Annotated in this window: 19 protein-coding genes and 1 tRNA gene; 8 read left to right on the top strand and 12 right to left on the bottom strand. The window is 67.6% G+C overall.

Going from position 1 to position 22,370, the window contains the following annotated elements; translation table 11 throughout:
- Positions 1-11 precede the first annotated feature (11 nt).
- From ACR4XJ_RS12375 to ruvA, 5 genes are all read right to left on the bottom strand, one after another.
- Complete coding sequence (locus ACR4XJ_RS12375) at positions 12-566, bottom strand: helix-turn-helix domain-containing protein (protein WP_434755481.1); 555 nt, start codon at positions 564-566, stop codon at positions 12-14.
- Positions 567-1,019: 453 nt separating this feature from the next.
- Positions 1,020-2,534, bottom strand: a complete 1,515-nt coding sequence (dnaA, locus tag ACR4XJ_RS12380) for a chromosomal replication initiator protein DnaA (RefSeq protein WP_434755482.1) — start codon at positions 2,532-2,534, stop codon at positions 1,020-1,022.
- 536 nt (positions 2,535-3,070) lie between these two features.
- Positions 3,071-3,805, bottom strand: a complete 735-nt coding sequence (gene thyX, locus ACR4XJ_RS12385; protein ID WP_434755483.1) for an FAD-dependent thymidylate synthase — start codon at positions 3,803-3,805, stop codon at positions 3,071-3,073.
- 78 nt (positions 3,806-3,883) lie between these two features.
- On the bottom strand, positions 3,884-4,828 hold the full coding sequence (gene ruvB, locus ACR4XJ_RS12390) for a Holliday junction branch migration DNA helicase RuvB (protein ID WP_434755484.1): 945 nt from the start codon (positions 4,826-4,828) through the stop codon (positions 3,884-3,886).
- Between the two features lie 83 nt (positions 4,829-4,911).
- Positions 4,912-5,520, bottom strand: a complete 609-nt coding sequence (gene ruvA / locus ACR4XJ_RS12395) for a Holliday junction branch migration protein RuvA (protein ID WP_434755485.1) — start codon at positions 5,518-5,520, stop codon at positions 4,912-4,914.
- A gap of 218 nt (positions 5,521-5,738) precedes the next feature.
- Here ruvA and ACR4XJ_RS12400 point away from each other — a divergent pair, with 218 nt between their 5' ends.
- Positions 5,739-7,520: a sensor domain-containing diguanylate cyclase gene (locus tag ACR4XJ_RS12400; protein ID WP_434755486.1), complete on the top strand. Its 1,782-nt coding sequence runs from the start codon at positions 5,739-5,741 to the stop codon at positions 7,518-7,520.
- A gap of 37 nt (positions 7,521-7,557) precedes the next feature.
- Here the strand turns inward: ACR4XJ_RS12400 and ruvC are convergent, their stop codons facing one another.
- The 3 genes from ruvC to ACR4XJ_RS12415 form a co-directional block, all read right to left on the bottom strand.
- Positions 7,558-8,118 carry a crossover junction endodeoxyribonuclease RuvC gene (ruvC, locus tag ACR4XJ_RS12405; RefSeq protein WP_434755487.1) on the bottom strand — a complete coding sequence of 187 codons (561 nt, stop codon included), beginning with the start codon at positions 8,116-8,118 and terminating at the stop codon, positions 7,558-7,560.
- Positions 8,119-8,234: 116 nt separating this feature from the next.
- The gene (locus ACR4XJ_RS12410) at positions 8,235-8,978 is read right to left on the bottom strand and encodes a YebC/PmpR family DNA-binding transcriptional regulator (protein ID WP_434755488.1); all 744 of its coding nucleotides are present in this window, start codon (positions 8,976-8,978) and stop codon (positions 8,235-8,237) included.
- A gap of 103 nt (positions 8,979-9,081) precedes the next feature.
- Positions 9,082-9,687 (bottom strand): RlmE family RNA methyltransferase, encoded by a 606-nt coding sequence (locus tag ACR4XJ_RS12415; protein WP_434755489.1) that lies wholly within the window; start codon positions 9,685-9,687, stop codon positions 9,082-9,084.
- Positions 9,688-9,741: 54 nt separating this feature from the next.
- Here ACR4XJ_RS12415 and ACR4XJ_RS12420 point away from each other — a divergent pair, with 54 nt between their 5' ends.
- Together ACR4XJ_RS12420 and ACR4XJ_RS12425 are read left to right on the top strand one after the other, a co-directional pair.
- Positions 9,742-11,559, top strand: a complete 1,818-nt coding sequence (locus ACR4XJ_RS12420; protein WP_434755490.1) for a glycosyltransferase family protein — start codon at positions 9,742-9,744, stop codon at positions 11,557-11,559.
- Positions 11,560-11,651: 92 nt separating this feature from the next.
- A tRNA-Ala gene (locus ACR4XJ_RS12425) sits at positions 11,652-11,727 on the top strand.
- A gap of 134 nt (positions 11,728-11,861) precedes the next feature.
- Here ACR4XJ_RS12425 and ACR4XJ_RS12430 read toward each other — a convergent pair.
- Positions 11,862-12,392: a hypothetical protein gene (locus ACR4XJ_RS12430; protein WP_434755491.1), complete on the bottom strand. Its 531-nt coding sequence runs from the start codon at positions 12,390-12,392 to the stop codon at positions 11,862-11,864.
- Between the two features lie 401 nt (positions 12,393-12,793).
- Entirely contained in the window at positions 12,794-13,051 is a 258-nt protein-coding gene (locus ACR4XJ_RS12435; protein ID WP_434755492.1) for a hypothetical protein, read from the bottom strand.
- Between the two features lie 300 nt (positions 13,052-13,351).
- On the opposite strand from ACR4XJ_RS12435, the gene ACR4XJ_RS12440 reads away from it, so the two are divergent.
- The gene (locus ACR4XJ_RS12440; RefSeq protein WP_434755493.1) at positions 13,352-14,089 is read left to right on the top strand and encodes an XRE family transcriptional regulator; all 738 of its coding nucleotides are present in this window, start codon (positions 13,352-13,354) and stop codon (positions 14,087-14,089) included.
- Between the two features lie 285 nt (positions 14,090-14,374).
- On the opposite strand, the gene ACR4XJ_RS12445 is transcribed toward ACR4XJ_RS12440, so the two are convergent.
- Positions 14,375-14,908 (bottom strand): hypothetical protein, encoded by a 534-nt coding sequence (locus ACR4XJ_RS12445; RefSeq protein WP_434755494.1) that lies wholly within the window; start codon positions 14,906-14,908, stop codon positions 14,375-14,377.
- Positions 14,909-14,967: 59 nt separating this feature from the next.
- Positions 14,968-15,765 carry a substrate-binding periplasmic protein gene (locus tag ACR4XJ_RS12450; protein ID WP_434755495.1) on the bottom strand — a complete coding sequence of 266 codons (798 nt, stop codon included), beginning with the start codon at positions 15,763-15,765 and terminating at the stop codon, positions 14,968-14,970.
- A gap of 289 nt (positions 15,766-16,054) precedes the next feature.
- On the opposite strand from ACR4XJ_RS12450, the gene sugE reads away from it, so the two are divergent.
- The 4 genes from sugE (at position 16,055) to ACR4XJ_RS12470 (ending at position 22,369) form a co-directional block, all read left to right on the top strand.
- Positions 16,055-16,432: a quaternary ammonium compound efflux SMR transporter SugE gene (gene sugE / locus ACR4XJ_RS12455; RefSeq protein ID WP_434755496.1), complete on the top strand. Its 378-nt coding sequence runs from the start codon at positions 16,055-16,057 to the stop codon at positions 16,430-16,432.
- A 475-nt stretch (positions 16,433-16,907) separates the two neighbouring features.
- Positions 16,908-20,714 (top strand): complex I subunit 5 family protein, encoded by a 3,807-nt coding sequence (locus ACR4XJ_RS12460; RefSeq protein ID WP_434755497.1) that lies wholly within the window; start codon positions 16,908-16,910, stop codon positions 20,712-20,714.
- A gap of 3 nt (positions 20,715-20,717) precedes the next feature.
- Entirely contained in the window at positions 20,718-21,716 is a 999-nt protein-coding gene (locus tag ACR4XJ_RS12465) for a respiratory chain complex I subunit 1 family protein (RefSeq protein ID WP_434755498.1), read from the top strand.
- Between the two features lie 212 nt (positions 21,717-21,928).
- On the top strand, positions 21,929-22,369 hold the full coding sequence (locus tag ACR4XJ_RS12470; RefSeq protein WP_333507374.1) for an NADH-quinone oxidoreductase subunit B family protein: 441 nt from the start codon (positions 21,929-21,931) through the stop codon (positions 22,367-22,369).
- The last annotated feature ends 1 nt before the right edge of the window (position 22,370 follow it).

Below are 22,370 nucleotides of genomic sequence, written 5' to 3' on the forward strand. Positions count from 1 at the left end.
GAAAACAAGCCCTAGCTAATCACGTCGAGAAACACCGCGTCGTTGCCGTCAAGGCCGCGCAGGGCGTGCGGGATGCGCGAGCTGAAGTACAGGCTGTCGCCCGCCGCCAGCACGTGGCGCGCGTCGTTCAGCCAGATCTCCAGGCGGCCTTCCAGGATGTAGATGAATTCCTGGCCCCGGTGGTAGTTGAACACCAGGTCCTTCTCCTCCTTGGGCGGCACGCGCACCAGAAAGGGCTCCATGCGCCGGTTGGTGAAGCGCGAGGCCAGGTTCCAGTAGTCGTAGTCCTTGCGGCGCTGCACCGAAAGGCCCTCGCCCTTGCGCACCAGGCTGTACCCGTGCAGGTGGGCGTCGCCGCCGGAAATCAGCGCGGTCAGGTCCACGCCGCACTCGCGGGCCACGTCGGTGAGGAAGCTCACCGGAATCTCCACCTCGCCGCTTTCGAAGCGGGCCACCTCTGCCTCAGTGGCGCCCACCTTGTCCGCCAGTTCCCGCTGCGAGAAGCCGCAGGCGTCGCGCAGCCCGGCAAGGCGCGGCGCAATCTCTTTGTAGGGCGGTTGCTGCATCGTCCGGTCCTCCTGTTGTGCTAGGGGCTGTTTCTAACTTAGGATTTTCGTCCGTTGGCAAGGAAAACGAGCCTGCCATGAGGGAGTATACTCTTCTCGTATTCGACCGATATGGCAGGCGAAGTTTGACCGCTCTGCGCACGATGCCCGTAAAGCTCGCAAGCTCGCTTAACGGGCACGCTTCGCGCCCTTCGGGTCGGATGCCAACGGGCGAAAAGACAATTTAGAGACAGCCCCTACCGTGCCCCCGCACCTTGCAGTGGCGCTCTCGATGGCTGGGGGAAGCATTGCGATACCCCAGCGTGCCGCAAATGAAAAGCCCGCTATGCCAACGGCATCCGCATGCCTGGCAGTCCGCGCGCGGGCGAAACGAAAGGCGGCGCGGACCGGGAGGCCCGCGCCGCCGTGATGGCATGCGCCCTGCCGACCGCATGCGCGGCGGCCCCCCCATGGCTAGGGGTAGGTAATTCGACCGTTGCGTTCGATGAGCGACAGCGTGTTGGACACCTGGCGGCCCAACGGCGTTTCGCGGCTCATCTCGCGCTCGATGGAGGTGATGCCCTTCAGCACCGTGGAGTGGCGGCGGCTGAACCGGTCGCCGATCTCCTTCAGCGAAAGGTCGGTATGCTTGCGGGCCAGGTAGAACACGGAATTGCGGGCAACCACGTATTCGCGCTTGCGGCTGCGCGAATTAAGCTGCTTCGGCGAGATGCCGAAGCCTTCGCACACCTTGCGCACGATGCCCTCGAAGTCCATGACCACTTCCTGCTGGGCGTAGTGGCCAAGCACTTCCCAGGCCATCTCCATGGAAATCTGGCGGTTCAGCAGCTTGGCCTTCAGCACCAGGTTGTGCAGGCAGCTTTCGATCTGGCGCACGTCCGAGCGGATGCGGTCGGCCAAAAGGTCGGTGACGTTGTCGGGCAGCATCACCTGGTGCAGGCGGGCCTTCTCGCACAGGATGCGGCGGCGCGTCTCGAAGCCGGGCTTGTCGATGTGCGCGAGGAAGCCGGAGCAGAACCGCGAGACCAGCTGGGTATCCAGGTTCTTGAGGTCGCGCGGGGCGAACGAACTGGACAGCACCACCCGGCTGCCGCGCGACTTCAGCGCCTTCACCGTGGCCAGCACCTCGTCCTGCATGCGTTCCTTGCCCTGCAGGAAGTGCACGTCCTCCAGCAGCAGCACGTCCACGTCGCGGTAGCGGGCCTTGAAGCGGTCCACTTCCCGCGCCTTCAGGGCGGCGATGAGCCGGGTGGCGAACTCTTCGGCGGTCAGGTACTCCACGCGCGGCGTGGCGCGGTTGCTGGCGTCGCACAGGGCGCGGCCCACGGCCTGCATCAGGTGCGTCTTGCCGAGGCCCGGGCCGGAACTGAGGAACAGCGTGTCGGCGGAAAGGGATTCGCGGCAGATGCCGCGCGAGGCCGCGTAGGCCAGTTCGTTGCTGGCGCCCACCACGAACGAGTCGAAGGAGAAGCGCCAGTTCAGGGTGCGGTTGGGGGCGGGCATGTCCAGCGGCAGCCCCAGTTGCGCGGCGCGGGCGGCGGCGCCGGACGCGGAGCGCGCGGCCACGGCCTGCGCGGCATGGGCGACATAGGGAGAGGGAGCGGCGGACACGGGCAGGGCCTGCGCGCCGCCGGCCGTGGCGGCTTCGCCCGCGCCAGCGTCCAGACCCGCGCCAAGAGCGGAAGCGGCGGCGTCCGCGCGGCCCGCGCGCGGCGAGAGGGAGGCGGCGCCATGCGGTGCGGCGTCCACCACCACGGTGGGGGCGCTGCCGAGCACGGCGGTGGCCGCCTGCACGATGTCATCCAGCAGCCGGTCGCGGACCCAGGCCGCAACGAATTCGTTGGGAGCCACCAGGCGCAGCACGTCGTCCCGGACCTCTGCCGCCAACGGCGAGATCCAGACCTTGAAGAGCCCCGGGTTGAGACTCTTTTCTAGAATATTCTGAATTTGGCCCCAAATTGAAATCATGGTGCTTGGTTTACGGAGTTCGCGGCCGGGTTGCAACGGAGAAAAAGCGCCTGTCGTCATGAGGAACCCGCGCCCTGTTTCCCAAGACTTTTTCCGAAACAACATACTGAAATCACAATCTATAACCACTCGATGGCGTCATTCCGCCCTTTTCCGGACACCTTGGCAGGCAAGACTTTCCACAGCAGGAAACCACAGTTTTGCACATCAATCAAAAAACTTTTCCACAGGTACTTTTTTGATTTTCACCAAAAGATTGCCCGTGTATCTATTTTTTTCGCCACGGCACTTCGTGCGTGAAACAAAGCACCCTCAAAAACCATCCCGCGTAACCTCGCAGGCACGCCTGACGCCGCGCCGTCGCCAAAAGCCGGAGTTCCCGCCCGGCAGCGCGGCGGGAAACAACCTTGCTTCGGGTCTGGCGGAACTCTCGGATTTTTCCTGAATTTCCCCAATGTTGGCGAAGAATACGCTTGTACGGCGCGATTCGGCCCGGTGCGACGGAGCGTCATGACCGCCCGTGCGCTTGCGCACGTTCAGCCAGGCTGGCGCAGCGGATACCGGCCACAGGTGAACCGTTCGCCCTCGGGGCAGTAGCCCAGCCGTTCGCACTTGGCCCCGGCCACGGCAAACAGTTCCGGCAGCACACCGCGGCACAGGTCCAGCATGGCGTTGGCCATGGCCCGAATCTCCCACTGGGCGCGCAGGCAGCAGCGGTGCTCGAAGAAGTTGAGCAGGCTGCGGCAGTTCATGGTCAGCACGATGCGCGTCTCCGCCGCCTGGGGCAGCACGAAGCGGGCATCCTCGTTGGACTTGGCCCCGGCCCGGCCGTCGGCCTCCAGCAGGGCCTTGATGTCGCGGTAGGCCCCGCCGATTTCGGCCATGCACCGCTCGAAGCGGGCCAAGGCCTGCGGGTTGCGGGCGATGGCCGGGGGCAGCACGTAGTCGAAGTCGCTGCCGTCCACGTAGCGCTGGCTCTGCTGCGAGTACGAGGCGATGCGGTGACGCACCAACTGGTGGGTCAGCGCGCGGGAGACGCCCTCCGCCGCGAAGGTGAAGCTGACGTGCTCCACCGGACTGGCATGCCCCGACTCCATCACCGAGGCCACGAACTGGGCCTGCTTCTCGCGCGCGATCTCGCCCGACAGCAGGCGCGGCCACATGTCGGCCACGAACCCGGAATGGTAGCACTGGCGGAAGGCGGCATAGATGAGCGAAAGCGGTTCCGGGGTATGGGCCAGCAGTTCGACCCGCAGCGTCGTCTTGGGCATGGAGATTCCGTGGCCGGCCCTGCGGCCGGGTGAGGGTTGGAAAGGAGCCTTCGCGGGCCGGACCGTTCCCGCCCGGCGTCAGGCCAGCAGGTTGAGGTGACGGTAGGCCTTGGCCGTGGCCACCCGGCCGCGCGGGGTGCGCTTCAGGAAGCCGCACTGGATCAGGTACGGCTCGTAGATGTCCTCGATGGTGCGCACCTCTTCGGAGCAGGCCACGGCCAGGGTCTTCACCCCCGCCGGCCCGCCGCCGAAGTGCTCGATGAGCACGGACAAGAGCTTGCGGTCCATCTGGTCCAGCCCGCTCTCGTCCACGTCCATGCGCTCCAGCGCGGCGGCGGCCTGTTCCGGGGTGATGGTGCCGTTGCCGTGCACGGCGGCGAAATCGCGCACCCGGCGCAGCAGCCGGTTGGCGATGCGCGGGGTGCCCCGCGAGCGGCGGCCGATCTCCACCGCGCCCTCCGGGGTCAGGTTGGCCCCCAGGATGCGCGCCGTGCGCGTGACAATGCGCGCGAGGTCGTCCGGCGTGTAGAATTCCAGGCGGCTGATGATGCCGAAGCGGTCGCGCAGGGGCGACGACAGCAGGCCGATGCGCGTGGTGGCGCCCACCAGGGTGAACGGCTCGAGGTCGATCTTCACCGTGCGCGCCCCCGGCCCCTGGCCGATGACCAGGTCCAGCTTGAAGTCCTCCAGCGCGGGGTACAGCACTTCCTCCACGGCCACGGGCATGCGGTGGATCTCGTCCACGAACAGGATGTCGTGCCGCCCGAGGTTGGTCAGGATGGCCGCCAGGTCGCCGCTGCGCTCCAGCACCGGGCCGGAGGTGGAGACCAGGTTCACCCCCAGTTCCGCCGCGATGATCTGGGCCAGGGTGGTCTTGCCGAGGCCGGGGTTGCCGTAGAACAGCAGGTGGTCCATGGCCTGCCCGCGCTCCAGCGCCGCCGCCACGAAGACCTTGAGGTTGGCCCGCAACTCGTCCTGTCCGATGAAGTCGTCCAGGCTGCGCGGCCGCACGTTCTCATCCATGCAGATGCTGGGGCAGATACTGGTGTGGGCACCGGCGCCGCCGCCCGCTCCCTCGCCGCCGGGTTTCCTGCTCTCCGCCGTCATCAGCGCCCCCTCGCCAGGGCCTTGAGCGCCCCGCGCAACGCGCCCGCCACGTCAAGGTCGGGTTCGGCCTTCAGCACGTCCTTCAGCACCGGCGCGGCCTCGTCCTCCAGGTAGCCCAGGTTGCCGAGCCCGGCCAGCGCGTCGCGGAACACCCCGCCCGGCGCGGCGCCGCCCGCCAGCGCCACGGCCGCGGGCAGGTCCTCCACCTTCAATTTGTACTTCAATTCCAGAAAGATGTGCTGCGCGGTCTTCTTGCCGATGCCGGACACCCGCGTCAGCGCCGACACGTCGTCCTCCACCACCAGACGGCGCAGGTCGTCGGGGCGGAACTGCGAAAGGATGGCCAGGGCCGTGCGCGCCCCCACCTTGCTGATGGACGTGAGCACGATGAAGGTCTGCCGCTCGTCCCAGGTGGAGAAGCCGAACAGTTCCAGGGCGTCCTCGCGCACCTCCGTCCGCACGTGGAAGGCCACCTGCCCGCCCCGCTCCGGCAGGCGCGACAGGGTGTGCGCGGGCAGGTGCACCTCGTACCCCACGCCCCCTTCCGTCACCACCACGCAGGCATTGCCAGAGACTTCGGCAACGCGGCCTTCGACATACGCGATCATGGTTCCACCTCTCGCGGGCACCCTACACAAAAAGCGACCGGGCCGGAAGACGGGTGCGCCGCACGGTCCTGTCCGCAGGCCCCCGCCGCACGCTCCGCATGCCCCGCATGCCCCGGAAAAAACACGCCGCTCCCGGATAACGCCCTTGGTGCGGAACGGAAAATCCCGTATCCTGTCCGCACCCCGCAGCCGGAGCCTCGTCCATCGGAGCCTCGTCCATGCCCCTTCTGCCCCGCCAGTTCGCCCCGCTCACGCGGTTCCGCCACCACGCGGAGCGCACGCCCATCCGCCTGCTGCTGGCGGCGCTGGCGCTGCTGCTGGCGCCCGTGCTCTACGTGGCCGATACCTATGCGGACATGTGGGCCGCCCGCGCCCTGGAGGACATCGTGTCCGGCGCGCGGACCCGGCTGGCCCTGCGCCAGCGCACGGTGAACGACGAGTTCGAACTGGCCTTCGCCGGGCTGCGCCGCCTGCCGGACCTGCTGGCCCTGGACGACCGGGTGCGCGACGAGGTGGCTCCCCGGCCCGGGGCGGCCCCGGCCACCCCGTCCGGGTCCGCCCGGACCGACGCCGGACGCCGGGCGCCCCTCAACGCCTTCCTGAAGACCTTTGCCGAAACCATGGGTCTGCACATCGCCTGGCTCATGGACCACACCGGCACGTGCATCGCCGCCAGCAACTACGACACGGCGGACAGCCTGCTGGGCACCAACTACGCCGACCGCGCCTACTTCATCGCCGCCATGTCCGGCGAACGGGGCCGCCAGTTCGCCGTGGGGCGCGTGTCCAGCGTGCCCGGCTTCTTCTTCGCCTCGCCGGTGTACCAGTACGGCACGGTGCTGGGCGCGGTGGGCGTGAAGACCGACCTGCCCACCCTCTCGCGCCGGTTGCGCCTGGACGCCGCTTTCGTCACCGACGAACAGGGAGTGGTGGTGCTGGCCAACGACAAGACGCACATCTTCCACGCCCTGCCCGACGCCCCGGTGCGCGACATGCCCGTTTCGGCGCGCATCCTGCGCTACAAGCGCGAGGCGTTTCCCGAACTGTCGCTACGCCCCTTCGTGGTGAAGGGCATCAGCGAGCGGCACGGCCTGACGCTCATCGGCGATGCCACGCGCCCCGCGCTACTGGGGGTGACCCACCGGCCGCAGGACGGCCTTTCGCTGCATGTGGCCGAAGAGGTCGGCGAAGCCCTGACCCTGGAGGACCGGCGGCAGGTGCGCTTCCACTTCGCGGCGCTGTGCGGGCTGGCCGCGCTGGGCACCCTGCTTTCCGCCGCCATCTATACCCTGCACAACCGGGCTCAGGTGCGCATCATCGAGGGCAGCAACCAGGCCCTTACCCGCCTGAACGAAGAACTGCGCCGGATAGCGGAACGCGACCACCTGACCGGCTGCTTCAACCGGCGACGCCTGGACGAGGCCATGAACGCGGAACTGGCCCGCAGCGCGCGCAGCGGGCATCCCCTGGCGCTGGCCATGCTGGATCTGGACCACTTCAAGGCGGTCAACGACCGCTACGGGCACGGCGTGGGCGACGCCATGCTGGCCCACGTGACCGGCATCATCCGCCACCAGTTGCGCGAGCCCGACCTGCTGGCCAGGGTGGGCGGCGAGGAATTCGCCCTGCTGCTGCCCGACACGGGCGAACGCGATGCCATGGCCCTGCTGGAACGGGTGCGCCGCAAGGTGGAGGAAACGCCCCTGCCCCACGAGGACGGGCCCATTCCCATGACTGTCAGCGCGGGCGTGGCCGAGGCGCGGACGGACATCGAGCCGGGGCGCTGGATGCACGAGGCCGACGCCGCGCTGTACATGGCCAAGCGCTGCGGCCGCAACCGCACCGTGCGCGCCTCGCAGGTGCCGGAGGACGCCGCCACGGGCTGGCTGGAGACACCGGATTGCATCTCTCTGGACGCGGACATGAACGAGGTCGGGGATGAGGCCGGGGACGAGGCCGGAGGCCAGCCGGGAACACCGGGGGAGACCGGCGCCGCCTGAGTCCCGCACGCGCGGGACGCCTGCGCGCGGGGGGCCGCTATCCGCCCAGCTTCGCCAGCCGCGACAGCCGCCGGGCGTTCAGGTGGCACACGGCGGCGGCCAGCGCGTCGCCGGTGTCCAGCGCCCAGCCGCCCTTCACGCCCAGGACGCGGGCCACCATGAAGCTCACCTGCTCCTTGTCCGCCCCGCCGGTGCCTACCAGGGCCTTCTTGATTTCCGAGGGCTGGTAGTCCGCCACCGCCACCCCGTGCGCGGCGCAGGCGGCCACGGCCACCCCGCGCGCCTGCCCCAGCTTGAGGGCGGTGGCCACGTTGCGGGCGGCGTGCACGTTCTCGATGGCCGCCTCGTCCGGCGCGTAGCGGCCCACCAGGGCGTGCAGTTCGCGGAACAGGTGGCCCAGCCGCGCGGCGAAGTCGTCGCCCTTGGGGCGGATGGCTCCGCAGTCCACCAGGGTGAGCACGCCCGACGCCTCGCGCACCACCCCCCAGCCGGTGCACTGCGAGCCGGGGTCGATGCCGATGACGGTGACGCCGCCGGAGGCGGGCGAAGGGGATGCGGGCGTATCCGGTGCGGGCGATGCGGACTTGCGGGGGGGCATTGCGCCTCCGGCGGGTGCGGAGAATGCAGGGTGGCGGGCCGGGCGGCGAATCTCCGGGCGGCGGCCGAAACGCCGGAGCCCGCGCAAGGCGGGCTCCGGGGCATGGGCAGCGGGTGCTATTCCAGTTCGGCCAGCACTTCGTCGGGCAGGTCGAAGTTGGCGTGCACATTCTGCACGTCGTCGTTGTCTTCCAGGGCGTCCACCAGGCGCATCAGCTTGCGGCCGGTGTCCGCGTCCACTTCCACCGTGTTCTGGGGAATCATGGACAGTTCGGCGGAATCCATCTCCATGCCGACGGCTTCCAGCGCGTCGCGCACGGCGGCGAAGTCGGCCACGGCGGTGTGGATCTCCCAGGTGCCGCCCTCGTCGCGCACGTCGTCGGCGCCTGCTTCCAGCGCGGCTTCCATCACCTGGTCCTCGGTGTACTTGCCGCCGTCCAGGGTGATCACGCCCTTGCGCTCGAACATCCAGCCCACGCACCCGGTCTCGCCCATGGAGCCGCCGTGCTTGGAAAGGATGTGGCGCACTTCGGCCACGGTGCGGTTGCGGTTGTCGGTGGCCGCTTCCACGATCAGGGCCACGCCGCCGGGGCCGTAGCCTTCGTAGGAGATTTCGAGGATGTCGCCCCCGGCCAGTTCGCCGGTGCCCTTTTTGATGGCGTTCTCGATCTTGTCCTTGGGCAGGTTCACGGCCTTGGCGGCCGCGATGGCGGCGCGCAGGCGGGCATTGCTGGCCGGGTCGCCACCGCCCTTGGCGGCGATGATGATTTCCTTGGCGGCCTTGGTGAACAGCTTGCCGCGCTTGGCGTCCTGACGCCCCTTGCGGTGCTGGATGTTGGCCCATTTGCTGTGTCCGGCCATGCGTCCTCCTGAAAAAAATGGATACGGAAAAGATGCGGAAACAACACGACGCAACGCGCGACGGGCGGCATGCCTGCCCGGCGCGCGCAATCGGCGCTGTCCGTCAGTCCTGCTGTCCGTCGCCCCGGTACCCGAGGCAGACGTAGAACGTTTCCTTGCTTTCGGCCCGCGAACTCTTGGGCTTGAAGGTCTTCACGGTCTCGAAGCGGGCCCGCAGCGCGTCAACCAGTTGCTTGACGTCCGGCCCCATGAAAATCTTGACCACGAAACTGCCGCCCTTTATCAGGCAATGGTCCGCCACCGCAAGGGCCTCGATGCACAATTCCAGCGAACGGGCCTGGTCGGTGAACCTGGTGCCCGTGGTGCGCGGGGCCATGTCGCTGATCACCACGTGGAACGGCCCCATGGCCGCCAGCGCATCCTCGAACGCTTCCGAGCGGTTGAACACGTCCTCCTGCATGAAGGTGACGTTGGGCGGAAACTGGGTGTCGGTGGCTTGCAGGTCGCAGGCCAGCACCCGCCCCTTCGGGCCGATGCGCTCTGCCGCGCCGAGCGACCACGAGCCGGGGGCCGCCCCCAGGTCCAGCACCTTCATGCCCGGACGGAACAGCTTGAAGCGGTTGTCGATTTCCTTCAGCTTGTAGATGGACCGCGCGGGATAGTTCTCCTGCTTGGCCTTCAGAAAATAGTGGTCGCGGTATGTCTTCATGTGGTCACCCGTGGCCGCTTGTACCCGAAACCCCTCCGCCCGCCAAGGACCAGCATGACCCGCCCCGCCCGACTGCGCATCCCAAACGAACTGGGGCAGCTCCGCACCCTGCCTGATGATGTGCGGCCTGATGATGTGCGGCCGGATGACATGCGGCCTGATGAGGCGCAGGCGGACGGCGCGCGGCCATTGCCCGCCACGTTCGACGTGCTGCCCCCGCGCGGGCAGGACGGCGGCGCCCCCGCCGAAGTGGTGGTGCTGGGCCTGGGGCCGAATCCGGCCACGGCGCACCGCGCGGTGACCGCCGCGCTGGCCGGGCTGCGAAAAAAGAATGCCCCCCCGGACGAGCGGAGCGCCCCGGCCGTGTACGTCATCGAATGCCCGGCGTTCATCCATCATATGGACAAAGCCACGCCCGGCGCATGGCGCGCGGCCATCCCCGCCGGGTGGACGCAGGCCGCGCCCGAAGATTTTCCGCCCCGCCGCCTGTCCCGCGCGCTGGTGGTGACCTACAGGGAAGCGGAACGGCTGTTCCCGTCATTCTGGGGGCCGTTGCTGGGCGCGGCGCGGGCCGTGCGCATGGCCCCGGCGCTGGCGATGGAGCCGACTGCCGCAGGTGACGGCGCAGCGTTGCGCGCGGCCTCCCCATCCGCCCGTTCCCGCACCGTGCTGCTGCCGGGCACGGAAGGCTCCCTGCTGCTGCCGGAACTTTCCGCCGCCCTTGCGGCCGAAGGGCTTACCCCGCGCCGGGCCGATCCGGACACCCTGCACGCCGACCTGCCCCGCCTGCTGGCCGACCAGCGCCCGGCCCTGTTCCTGAGCGTGAATCTTGCGGGCCTCGACGCCTGGGGCGAACGCTTCCACCTGCTGCGCGCCTGCGGCGTGCCCGTGGCCGTATGGTGCGTGGACAACCCCTTCCACCTGCTCTCGGCCCTGCGCGGGCCGTGGTGGCGCGGGGCGCTGCTGTGCGTCACCGACGCATCGTTCATTCCCCTGCTGCGCGCCCACGGGGCGCAACAGGTTATCCACCTGCCGCTGGCGACTGGGCCGGAGTTTTTCGCGCCGGAACAGTCCACGGCGGACAGCGCGGCCGCGCCCTCCCGAACCGGCAAGGCCGGGACGGCCACTTCCGCTTGCGACAATCTGAACCCCGTGGTGTTCGTGGGACGCTCCGCCTTTCCCGGCAAGGGGGGCTTCTTCGCCGGACAGCGCATGGCCCCGGACCTGCTGGACGAGGCGCTCGGCCTGCTCGGCGCGCCCGGCCCCCGGCCCGACTTCCACTGGTGGACGGCGCGCCTCGGCATCGCGGAACTGTGGCCAGGCAACGCGGTGCGCGCGGCGGGCCTGGGGGCCGAGGAATGCGCCCTGGCCCGGCGGGTGCGCTGCCTTGCTGCCGCCGCCCCGCACGGGCTGACCGTGTTCGGCGACAACGGCTGGAAGCCGGTGCTGCCGCCGGGCGCTGATATCCGGCCTCCCGTGGATTACTACGCCACCCTGCCCGCCGTGTATCGCGCGGCCCGCTGGTCGCTGAACGTCACCAGCCTGCTGCTGCCCGCCGGGCTCACCCAGCGCCATTTCGACGTGTGGGCGGCGGGCGGCTTCTGCATCACCGACGACACGCCCGGCCTCGCCATTTTCCCGGAGGAACTGCGCCGGGAAATCGCCTTTTCCCCGGCCCGCGGCGGCGGCAAGGGCACGCTGCCCCCCGCCGGAACGGGCGACGCGCCCGGCCTCGCCGCCCTGCTGGACCGTCTGGAGCGCGACCCGGCCCTGTGCGGCGACCTTGCCACGGCGTGGCGGGCGCACATCCTGGCCCACCACACCTACCGTCACCGGGTGCGCACCCTGTGCGCCGCACTGGGACTGGAATAGCGGCCGTCCCCGGCCCGCCCGTCCGGAGAAATTTTTCCGCCCCGGCCTCTTGCGGTCGGACGGCAACAGGTATATACAGCCTTCTCCTGACTGGGGACGTAGCTCAACTGGGAGAGCGCAGCGTTCGCAATGCTGAGGTCGTGAGTTCAATCCTCATCGTCTCCACCAGAAAGATCAATGGCTTACCTGAAACACAGGTAAGCCATTTTTCGTTTGGGCACATCGCCGGGTGCTTTGCATTAGCTGTTACTGATGCGTGCATCCGCACGAAGGGACGCCTCCGGCGGGTCCTTCCTGCAAGATCAGGTGCGGGCAAGGTCGCGCTTCAGGCGCTTGATCTGCTCCTGGGTGATGCCCGCCCGCGTATGCCATGTCCGGGTATGCCACCCGCAGATGATGTCCAGCAGGCTGCCGAAATCGAAATAGAAGAATCGTGTCAGGCCACGGCGCAACAGGCGCTTGACGAGCACCCGGCCAGCGCAGCCGGTGGCCACCACGACCACCCCATAGGCGTCCCGAGCTTCCAGGGCCGCCACGGTTTCCCGCTCGATTCTGTCCAACGCGCGGTACGAGTCCTTCATCGGCGTGCAGACGTGGGGTGCGTTGCCAAAAAGCAGGTTCCTGTCCGCGTCCGGCACATCCCCGGCACCCACGAACAATATGGTGTTCTGTTGCAGCAGCTTCAGGAAGGCCACGGCATACTCGAAGTCCACGACGAACTGATAGTGCAGCGCCACGGCGCTGTAGATGGGGTGGCCCGAAAAACATTCCAGCGTCCTGCGCAGGAACCGTTCCGCCGCTTCGTCGCGCATCAGGAAGACGCCCGGCGACATTCCTTCCTCGCATCCGAATTTTTCAGAATGTATGGGCAATGCTTTTAGGACACCCGGCATATTGCACTGGAACGCCTCGCGCATTTCCTTCGCGAACTCCGGCGTGGCTGTTTGCAGTGCATCGTTCATGCCGTGGGCTAGGTAGATGTCTCCATCGCCAAAGCGCAGGTATGCCCCGCCACGCTGCGCGTGGATCAGGTCCGCGCAGCGCTCCAGTGTCTCCCGCGTCGTACGGATGCGAACGTTGTCTACGGGTATGGCATTACGCCAGTGCCATGGAATATGCCGTTTTGCTCGCTCAAATTGTTTGTGTAATGCCGCTATCATCTACCACGCCGTCCACGGTTTAGCGGTCAGCCGCTCCACCAGATATTCCAGTCCTTCGGGGTCGCTGACGGCCATCAGCGCCGAACCAACGGCCACGCCGGTGGCGGGTGTTCGCGGTCAGCGGGATTCAGCCACTTGCCGGGCGTAGCAAAGGACAATTGACGGGCGTTGCCGGTGGTCAGCCTGACTCCCGCTTCCGACGCCAAGGCGTTCATGCGGTCCACCACCTGCGCACGGGAAAGCCCGCACGAGGCAAGGGCGCGCTGCACGGACGCCTTCAGCGTGACATTCAACCCGGCAAGGCGGGCTGCCTTGTCGTCGAAAGCGAGCACTGGATCGCAGTCACCGGCAACCGTCCGTCTGTTCCTGGGTTTACCGTCCGGAGTCTCTACGCTCCGGGCGTTGACCCGTGCAGGCCGGGCGGATAAGGTCAGCTTGCTACGATGAAACCTTTACCGCCCCGCAGCTCCATTTTTATCCAAACGGAATAGAAAGTCAACGCTGAATGGCGCAAAACTTTCCCGTTCGGCTTTGCGAAGCTTCGGGAAAACATTCCAAACAGTTAAGTCGAGCCGCGCGCAAAAATCGGCGCAGGCAAGCCTTGCAAAAGTTTGGGACTGGAAGTTTTGCGTATGATTGGCAAGCGGATCGAAGAACTGCGAGGGAAAATTTCGCGCGAAGCCTTTGCCGCAGAACTTGGCGTGCATGCCCAGACCTTGGCGCGCTATGAGAAGGGTGAACGCCTTCCTGACAGCACGTTTCTGGAAAATATATCCAAACGGTTCAATGTGGCTCCGGCATGGCTTCTTTTGGGAGAAGGACCGGTTTTCACCGGCCCTCAAACCAAGTACGTCCCCGCGCAGATCGGGAGCTTCAGAGTGGGCGCCCCCCTTGCGCAGCCAGTAGGACACCCCAAAGAAGCAGGGGGGCATGTCATTGAGTGCAAGGACGGCCAGATCATGCTGGTGCCCATGGTGGAGGCCCGCTTGTCGGCGGGTACGGGCAGTTTCGAGGTGGGAGAAGACGTGGAACGGCGTTACGCCTTCCACACAGACTTCCTCATGCGCAAGGGGCAGCCGTCATCCATGGTCCTGATGCGGGTAACCGGCGACAGCATGGAGCCGGACATCAAGCACAATGACGTGGTGCTTATTGATCAGAGCCAGCGCGTCCCCCGCCCTGGGCTGCTGTACGCCGTCGGCGTGGAAGACTTGGTCTACCTCAAGTCGGTTAACGCAGAGCCGGGCAAGTTGGTCCTTTCCAGCTACAACCCCGACTACCCGCCGATTGGAGTGGATGCGCACGACGACTTGTCCAACGGAATCCGTATCATAGGCCGCGCAATCTGGGTTGGACGCGAGTTGAATTGACGCAACATGCCGCGCTGGCGCGGCAGAATCGCGCAGGATTTTTTATCGTATTTTGCCTTACCCGGAAGGCAAAAGCAGAACACAGGCAAAATACAACGGGCGGTCCGAGAGGGCCGCCCGTTTTTCTCTCATGCCTGTGATAACCGTACCAATCGGCGCACACTCTTCTGCGCGTTTCTTCCAAAAGCGCCTAAAACACCTTTCTTCAAACGCCTTGCGGCACAAGGGCCAACGACACACGAGCGGACTTCACCCCGTTGTGCCAATCTGAATGCCTCCCCGGTGCTACTCCTCGTGTCCCTGCAACTGCGCCAACAGCAGCGACAACGGACGGCGCGGACAGCACAGCCGGTGCGCCGGCGGCCGCAGCCCCGTCGGAGGCAGGTTCGAACCGGCCACGGCCATTTCCGCCGCCTCCACGTATTCGGCCCGGCAGTGGCAGCCGATGGAGAACGGCGGCAGCCATGCGGCAAGGTCCGGATGGGTGCCCGGCAGGACCACGCCATGCAGGGCCACGCATTCCGGGCAGGCTCCGGCCCGGTCCTCGTCGTCCACCACCAGGCGCAGGCCGCCGCCCGGCGCGTCGCGCAGCCGTTCCAGCACGCCCAGCGCCGCCCCCTGCCAAGCCGCGTAGTGGTCCATGAACAGGGAACACTCCCCGTCGTCCGCGCCCGCCTCTTCCGCCAGGTTCCACACCACCTGCCCGGTCAGCCGGGCCAGCAGGGGATGGCTGTCCACCAGCCTGCCGGTGGCCGGAAGGCCGCCAGCCCCCTGTCCGATGGAGTCCTGCCCGATGGCGTCCTGTCCCGTCGTGGTCATTGCGTCCGATCCTTTCCGTCCCGTTGCCGATGATCCCGAAGTCCGCCATGCGGCCATGCCTATCGCACGATGCGCGCATACTCCCCGCTCTCGCGCAACGTCCGCAACCCGGTGTTGAAGGCATCGCGCACGGCCGGGTCGCGGAACGCGAAAAAACGGTCCTGCGGCGGGAATATCCTGTGGAAGCGCACCGGCACGGCCACGCCCCGTGCGGCCAGCCGGGCGCGGTGAAAGGCAAAGATGCGCTCGTCCACCACGATGACCCGGTCGCGCCGGTAAAAGAACGCCTCCACCTGGGCCCGCTGGTCCACCTGTTCCTCGTAGTGCGGGTTGGCGTCGGCCATGGCCGCGAACTCCGGCCCCATGAACACCCGCGCGTTGTGGAAGGCCGTCACCGCCAGGTCCCGCAGGTCCGCCAGCGAACGGATATCCAGCCCGGCGGCCTCCAGCGAGACCACCACGTTGCTGTAGCGCAGATACATGTCCCCCACGGCCAGTTCCGCCACATCGGTGTGACGCCCCACCGGGCCGCAGCCGTCAAGCGTGCCCTTGCGCGCCAGTTCCAGCGCGCGGGCATGCGGGAGAAACACCGGCACGATGCGGTAGCCGGACTTGGCCAGCGCGGCGGCCACCAGGACCGGCTCCAGCCCCGCCTTGTTGACCATGTCCACATAGGGCGGCGATGACGTGCTGAACCCGATGCGCAGCACGGGGGTGGCGTCCGCGTCGGTGGCCAGACCAGTCACCGGATCAGTCGCCGGACCGGCCGCCGAATCAGTCGCCGGACCAGCCGCATCGTCCGAGGCCACTCCGGGCGCGACCGCGCAGACCAGCGCCAGCACGGCGCACAGGACCATGCCACGCATCGCCGCCGCGATGCGGCGCACACTGTACCCCCGGAATGTCATCGAAACCAGCCTGACGCTTGCGCAAGATGAAGAATGATACCGCAGGATACCCCGGCAGCCCCATGGCGGCAAGTCGCGGCGCGCCGTGGCGGCTTGCCTTTTTTCCCGGCGTGGCTATGTTGGGGACGTCGCATGACACGGACTGCGCCAGCGCACGGCGTGCTGTCCTTATGCCCGGCCCCGGCCGGGTTTTTTGTTGCCCGCAACCCGCCGCGCCAGTGCGGCCGCAGGAGCCATCATGTTGCCATCGTTCACCACGTCCATTTCCGCCCTGCCGGGCGCGTCCGGAGCATCGGGCGCCTGGCTCGCCCTGTTCGCCGCCGGGCTGTTCGAGGTGGGCTGGGCCGTGGGCCTCAAGTACACCCACGGCTTCACCCGCCCGCTGCCCTCGCTGCTCACCGTGGCGGCCATGGCCGTCAGCCTGTACCTGCTGGCCGTGGCCCTGCGCCATCTGCCGCTGGGCACCGCCTACGCGGTGTGGACGGGCGTGGGCACCGTGGGCACCGCGCTGCTGGGCATCGCGCTGTTCGGAGAACCCGCCACCGCGGCCCGCCTGGGCTGCATCCTGTGCATCGTGGCGGGCATCGCCGGGCTGAAGCTGCTGGCGAACTCCTGACACAGCGCGAAACCGGACCGCCGGGCATACCGCGATCCCGCGCCAATGATGCTGCGCCGTTGCAGGCATTGCGACGCCGCCACGTACGCCGTTGCAGGCGTTGCCGCGGACGGAATACTACGCACTCATCAGCTATAGTGTTTACTCACATAAACATTTGCGAATCGCCACTCGTTTCACAAAGCTCCACTCTCATTTTTTCGCATTAGATCAATCCGCTGACGTCTTCTCTGACAAATCTTTTGTACTTGCGGGATGATCCGATCAACTTTCGAAAACTTTTTCCGGCCGCGAAAAAAATTGTTCGCGCGGTCAAACATGGACATGGACACGCTTTTTTCCCAGCCACACCCTTTTTTGTACCACCCGTTCACAATCAGGGGGGTTGAAAGAAGTCTCCGGTCAAAATAAGGTGGGCTCAAGAATTGGTTGTTTAACCAATTTGCACCACACACGCTCAACGACGGAGACTCGCATGACCACCGCTCCGCCTGTCGCCGAACTGCCGTTCCTGGCCATGCTGGGAGCACTGCTGCTGCTCTGTGGCGCCGTGTCGGCCCTTGCGGCACGCCGACGCCCCTTCACCATGCTGGGCCTGATGTTCCTGTCCGACATCGGCCTCACGCTACTCGGCCTTGGCCTCGGCGGGGGAGCCGGGCTGGTCGGGGGAACGACCCAATTCATCTATCAGGTGGCGGCGCGGTGTCTTGCGCTGCTTGCCCTTTCGCGCCTCGTCCGTACGGCGGGGTCCGCCTCTCTGGACGACCTGCGCGGCATCCGCGCCGCGCTGCCCCTGACCGGGCTGTTCTTCGGCTTCGCCATGTTCGCGGGCATGGGCCTTTCGCCCTTCCTGGCGCCCGACGGCCGGGCCTTCATCCTGCACGCCGCCTTTGCCGCCGGGCACTGGGGCTACGCCGCCGCCGTGGCCATCGCGGGCATGGCCCTGGCCGCAGCCACCGTGCTGACAGTACAGGCCATCTGTCTCGAATCCGGCCAGTGGCGCGAATCCGCCCACGTTCCACATGCCCCGTCCGCCACGTTCCACGTGCAGGCGGGGCTTTTTGCACTCTTCCTCGCCGCGTTCGGCCTGGCCGGGCACTCCGTTACCGCGCAGGTGGCCGCCGCCCTTGGCGTCGCGCCCGACGCGCTGCCCGCCTTCGGCGCGCACTGGCGTCCGGCGGCCCTTGCGCCCTACGCGGGCGCGTTCGCCGTGTGGTGTATCGGCCTCGTCTCCGGCCGCGCCCGCGCGCTGGCCGGGGTGGCCCTGGTGGCCGCCTCGCTGGCGCTCACCTGGCTCGACACCACCATCGATCCGCTGTCCCGCCTGTTCGGCGTGATCATGGCGGGCATCGGCCTGGTGGTGGCGGTGTACTCGGTGGGCTACATCCACCACGACCGCCGCGCGGGCGGCTACTGGTTCTTCCTGCTGCTGATGTGCGGCTCGCTCTCGGGCCTGGCCCTGGCGCGCGACTTCGGCGGCTTCTACGTGTTCTGGGAACTGATGACCTTCTCGTCGTACTTCCTGGTGGCCCACGAGGCCACGGACAAGGCGTTCCACGCCGCCGTGAAGTACTTCGTGATGTGCGTGGCCGGGGCCTGCGTCATGCTGCCCGGCTTCATGCTGCTGTCCGCCCAGGCGGGCACGCTGGACTTCGCGGCCCTGGCGGGCCTTGCCGCCGCCCTGCCTGCCGCCCTGCCCGCTCCCGTAGTCAAGGGCGCGGTGGTGCTGGCCTTCGTCGGCTTCGCGGTCAAGGCGGGTCTGGTGCCCGGCCACGGCTGGCTGCCCGACGCCCACCCCGCCGCACCCTCATCCATTTCCGGCCCGCTGTCGGGCATCCTGACCAAGACCGGCGTGTACGGCACCCTGCGGCTGATGCTGGCGGTGTTCGGCTCCGCCGTGCTGCTCAAGGCCGGGGAATCCGCCGGGGGCTTCAGCTCCATGGGCCTCATGGTCACCGTGCTCGGCACGGCCACCATGCTCTACGGCGAACTGATGGCCCTGCGCCAGGACGACCTGAAGCGCCTGCTGGCCTACTCGACCATGGGGCAGGTGGGCGAAATCTTCATGGTCGTCGGCCTGGGCACGTGGCTTGCCACCACCGGCTCGCTGCTGCACGTGCTGAACCACGCCATCATGAAGAACCTGCTGTTCCTCTGCGCGGGCGGGCTCATCCTGCGCGCGGGCAGCAGGAAGCTGGCGGACCTTGCGGGCATGGCCCGGGTCATGCCCTTCACCGCCGGGTGCATGGTCGTCGGCCTCATCTCCATCATGGGCCTGCCGCCGTTCAACGGCTTCGTAGGCAAGTACCTGATGCTGCAATCGCTGGTGGCCGCCGGTCATCCGGCGCTGGCCGCCGTGCTGCTGCTGGGCAGCCTTGCCGGGTGCGTCTACTACATGCGCATCGTGCGCACCCTGGTCTTCCAGCCCTACACCGGTCCGGTGGTGCGCGAGGCCCCGGCCTCCATGCGCGCGGCCACCGGCGTGCTGGCCGCGCTGTGCCTGGTGCTGGGCGTGCTGCCGCAGCTTGGCCTGTCGCTGGTCACCCCCGTGGCCGACATGCTGGCGGGCGCGGGCAAGCTGGACGCGGGCGCGCTGCCCATGCTGGCGGTGACCTGGCATCCCTTCGTGCTCATCCCCATGCTGGGCGCGGTGGTGCCCTTCCTGCTGCGGCGCGACCGCAAGGCGGCGGGCATGGCCACCGCCATCATCCTGGCCGTGGCGGCCGTGGCGGTGGTGGCGTTCGGACGCGGGCTGGATTCCGTCTCCTTCGCCTTCGCGCTCATGGTGCCGGTCATCGGCTGCCTGAACATGCTCTACGCCGTGGGCTACATGGAGCACAGCCACACCCAGTGGCGCTTCTACACGTTCTTCCTGTTCATGGCGGGCGGGCTGATGGGCGTTGCCGCCAGCAACGACCTGTTCGGCTTCTTCACCTTCTGGGAGATCATGAGCTCGTGGAGCCTGTACTTCGTCATCGTGCATGAAGAGAACCCCGCCGCGCTACGCGAGGGCTTCAAGTACTTCTTCTTCAACGTGCTGGGCGCGGCCTTCCTGTTCCTGGGGGTGGTCATGCTCTCGTCCATGGCGGGCGACCCCGGCTTCGGCGCGGTGCGTTCCGCCCTGCCGACCATGCCGGTGGCCCTGGCCGCCACGGCCGTGGCCCTGATGGCCATCGGCTTCACCATGAAGGCGGCGCAACTGCCCTTCCGCATCGACGTGCAGATGCACCCGGCCACGGCCCCCACGCCGGTTTCCGGCTACATCTCGTCGGTGCTGCTGAAGAGCGCCCTGTTCGGCCTCGCCAAGCTGTTCTTCGTGCTGGGCGGCGCGGGCTTCTTCACCGGGCTGTCCGCCCAGTGGGGCCAGCCGCAGGTGATGTACGCCATCGCCTGGGTGGGCGGCGTCACCATCGTCATGGCCGCCTTGCTGGCCGTGATGCAGTCGGACCTCAAGCTGGTGCTCATCTACTCCACCGTCAGCCAGCTGGGCTACATGGTGGTGGGCGTGGCGCTGGGCACCCCGCTGGGCATGGCCGGGGGCATGCTGCACCTGGTCAACCACGTGCTGTTCAAGGATCTGCTGTTCCTGGTGGCGGGCTCGCTCATCCTGTGCACCCACAAGCACTCGCTGGACGAACTGGGCGGCATCGGACAGCGCATGCCCGTCACCCTGACCATGTTCGCCATCGGGGCGCTTTCGGTGGTCGGCGTGCCGCCCACCAACGGCTTCGCCTCCAAGTGGATCCTCTACCACGCGCTGATGGCCGAGGGCGAAGTGGCCCTGGCCCTGCTCTCGCTGGCGGGCAGCGTACTGACGCTCGCCTACTTCGCCAAGTTCCTACACTCGGCCTTCCTGGGCCGCCCCTCGCCGGACCTGGCCCACGTGCACGAGGCCCCGCGCACCATGCTGGTGCCCATGGGCATCCTGGCCGCCGGGTGCATCGTCACCGGCGTGTTCCCCGGCCTGCCCCTGCTGGCCATCGACGCCATGGGCCGCGAACTGGGCTTCGCCGGGCTAGCGGTCGCCCCGTGGGGCGTGGCCTCCGGGGCCGGGGCGTTCAACGCCACCGCCCTGGCCGTGCTGCTGGCGGTCGCCTTCTTCGGCGGGCGGTTCGCCCTGCGCAGGCTGGTCGGCACCGTGCGCACCACCGACATCCACACCTGCGGCGTTGCCATGAAGGCCGACGAGGCCCGCCTCGCCCCGCAGGACATCTACGGCGCACCCCTGGCCCTGCTGCGGCAGTTGGCCCAGGCGGCCGTGCCCGCCCTGAAGCGGAGGTAGACCATGTCCAACGCCACCGAACTCTTCACCCAACTGCTCACCCAGACCGGCCTTGGCCTGCTCGGCCTGCTGGTGTTCCCGGGCGGGTTGTTCGCCCTCGCGGTGGGCCTGTTCCTGAAGGGGCTTGACCGGCGCATCGAGGCGCGCTTGCAGCGCCGCGTGGGCCCGCCCCTGATCCAGCCTTACCTGGATATCGCCAAGCTGTTCACCAAGGAAACGGTCATGCCCGCCTCGGCCAACCGGGCCGCCTTCCTGCTGGCCCCGCTGCTGGGCCTGACCGGCATGGCGGTGTGCGCCGCGCTGCTGCCCGTGCCGGGCGTCAGCCGGGGCCTACCCGCCATGGGCGACCTGCTGGTGATCTTCTACCTGCTGCCGCTGCCCGCCATCGCGCTGATGGTCGGCGGGTCCGCCTCCAGCTCTCCGTTCGGGGCCATGGGCTTCTCGCGCGAGATGACCCTGATGTTCGCCTACGAAATGCCGCTGCTGGCCGTGATGCTGGCCGTGGCCATGAAGGTGGGCATGGCCACGGGCGGCGGGGCCGAGTTCTCGCTGGCGAGCATCGTGGACTACCAGTTGACCAACGGGCAACTGGCCTTCGACCCGGTGATGATTCCGGCCCTGCTGGCCTACCTGCTGTTCCTGCCCGGCACCATGGGCACCGTGCCCTTCGACGTGCCCGAGGCGGAAACCGAGATCATCGAAGGGCCGCTGCTGGAATACTCCGGTCCGGCGCTGGCCTTCTTCCACATCGCCTCGGCACTGAAGACCGTGGTGGTGCTGGGCCTTGGCGTGGCGCTGTTCCTGCCGGGCACGGTTCCCGGCGGCATTCTCGCCAACATCCCGTGGTTCGTGCTCAAGTGCGCGGCGCTGATGGTTGTTTCGCTGACGCTGGTCAAGTCGGCCACCGGGCGCTTTCGCGTGGACCAGGCCTTCACCTTCTATCTCAAGTACCCCTCGGTGCTGGCCCTGGCGAGTCTGGTGCTGGCATGGCGCGGTATGTAGGCAGGGGCTGTTTCTAAAATGTCCTTTCGCCCGTTGGCGTCGTCAAACTTCGCCTGCCATTTCGGTCAAATACAACAAGAGTACGCGTTGCGGTCGCCATCCGTAAGGCTCGCAAGCTCGCCTAACGGCTGCCGCACTCCCTCATGGCAGGCTCGTTTTCCTTGCCAACGAACGAAAATCCTAATTTAGAAACAGCCCCGAGAGGAGACGACATGAACTTCCTGAAGAAGCTCTCCGTGCGGTCGCCGTGGCTGTACCGGATCAACGCGGGCTCGTGCAACGGCTGCGACGTGGAACTGGCCACCACCGCCTGCATCCCCCGCTACGACGTGGAACGCCTGGGCTGCAAGTACTGCGGCAGCCCCCGCCACGCGGACATCGTGCTGATCACCGGGCCGCTGACCGCCCGCGTGAAGGACAAGGTGCTGCGGGTATGGGACGAGATTCCCGAACCCAAGGTCACCGTGGCCGTGGGCATCTGTCCGGTGAGCGGCGGCGTGTTCCGCGACGGGTACTCCATCGAGGGGCCCATCGACCGCTACATCCCCGTGGACGTCAACGTGCCCGGCTGCCCGCCGCGCCCGCAGGCCATCATCGAAGGCGTGGTCAAGGCCCGCGACGTGTGGATGGCCCGCCTCGGGCTACAGGAGTAAG

The sequence above is a fragment of the Nitratidesulfovibrio sp. D1 genome, assembly GCF_051133415.1.
In the GTDB taxonomy this organism is placed as follows: domain Bacteria; phylum Desulfobacterota; class Desulfovibrionia; order Desulfovibrionales; family Desulfovibrionaceae; genus Cupidesulfovibrio.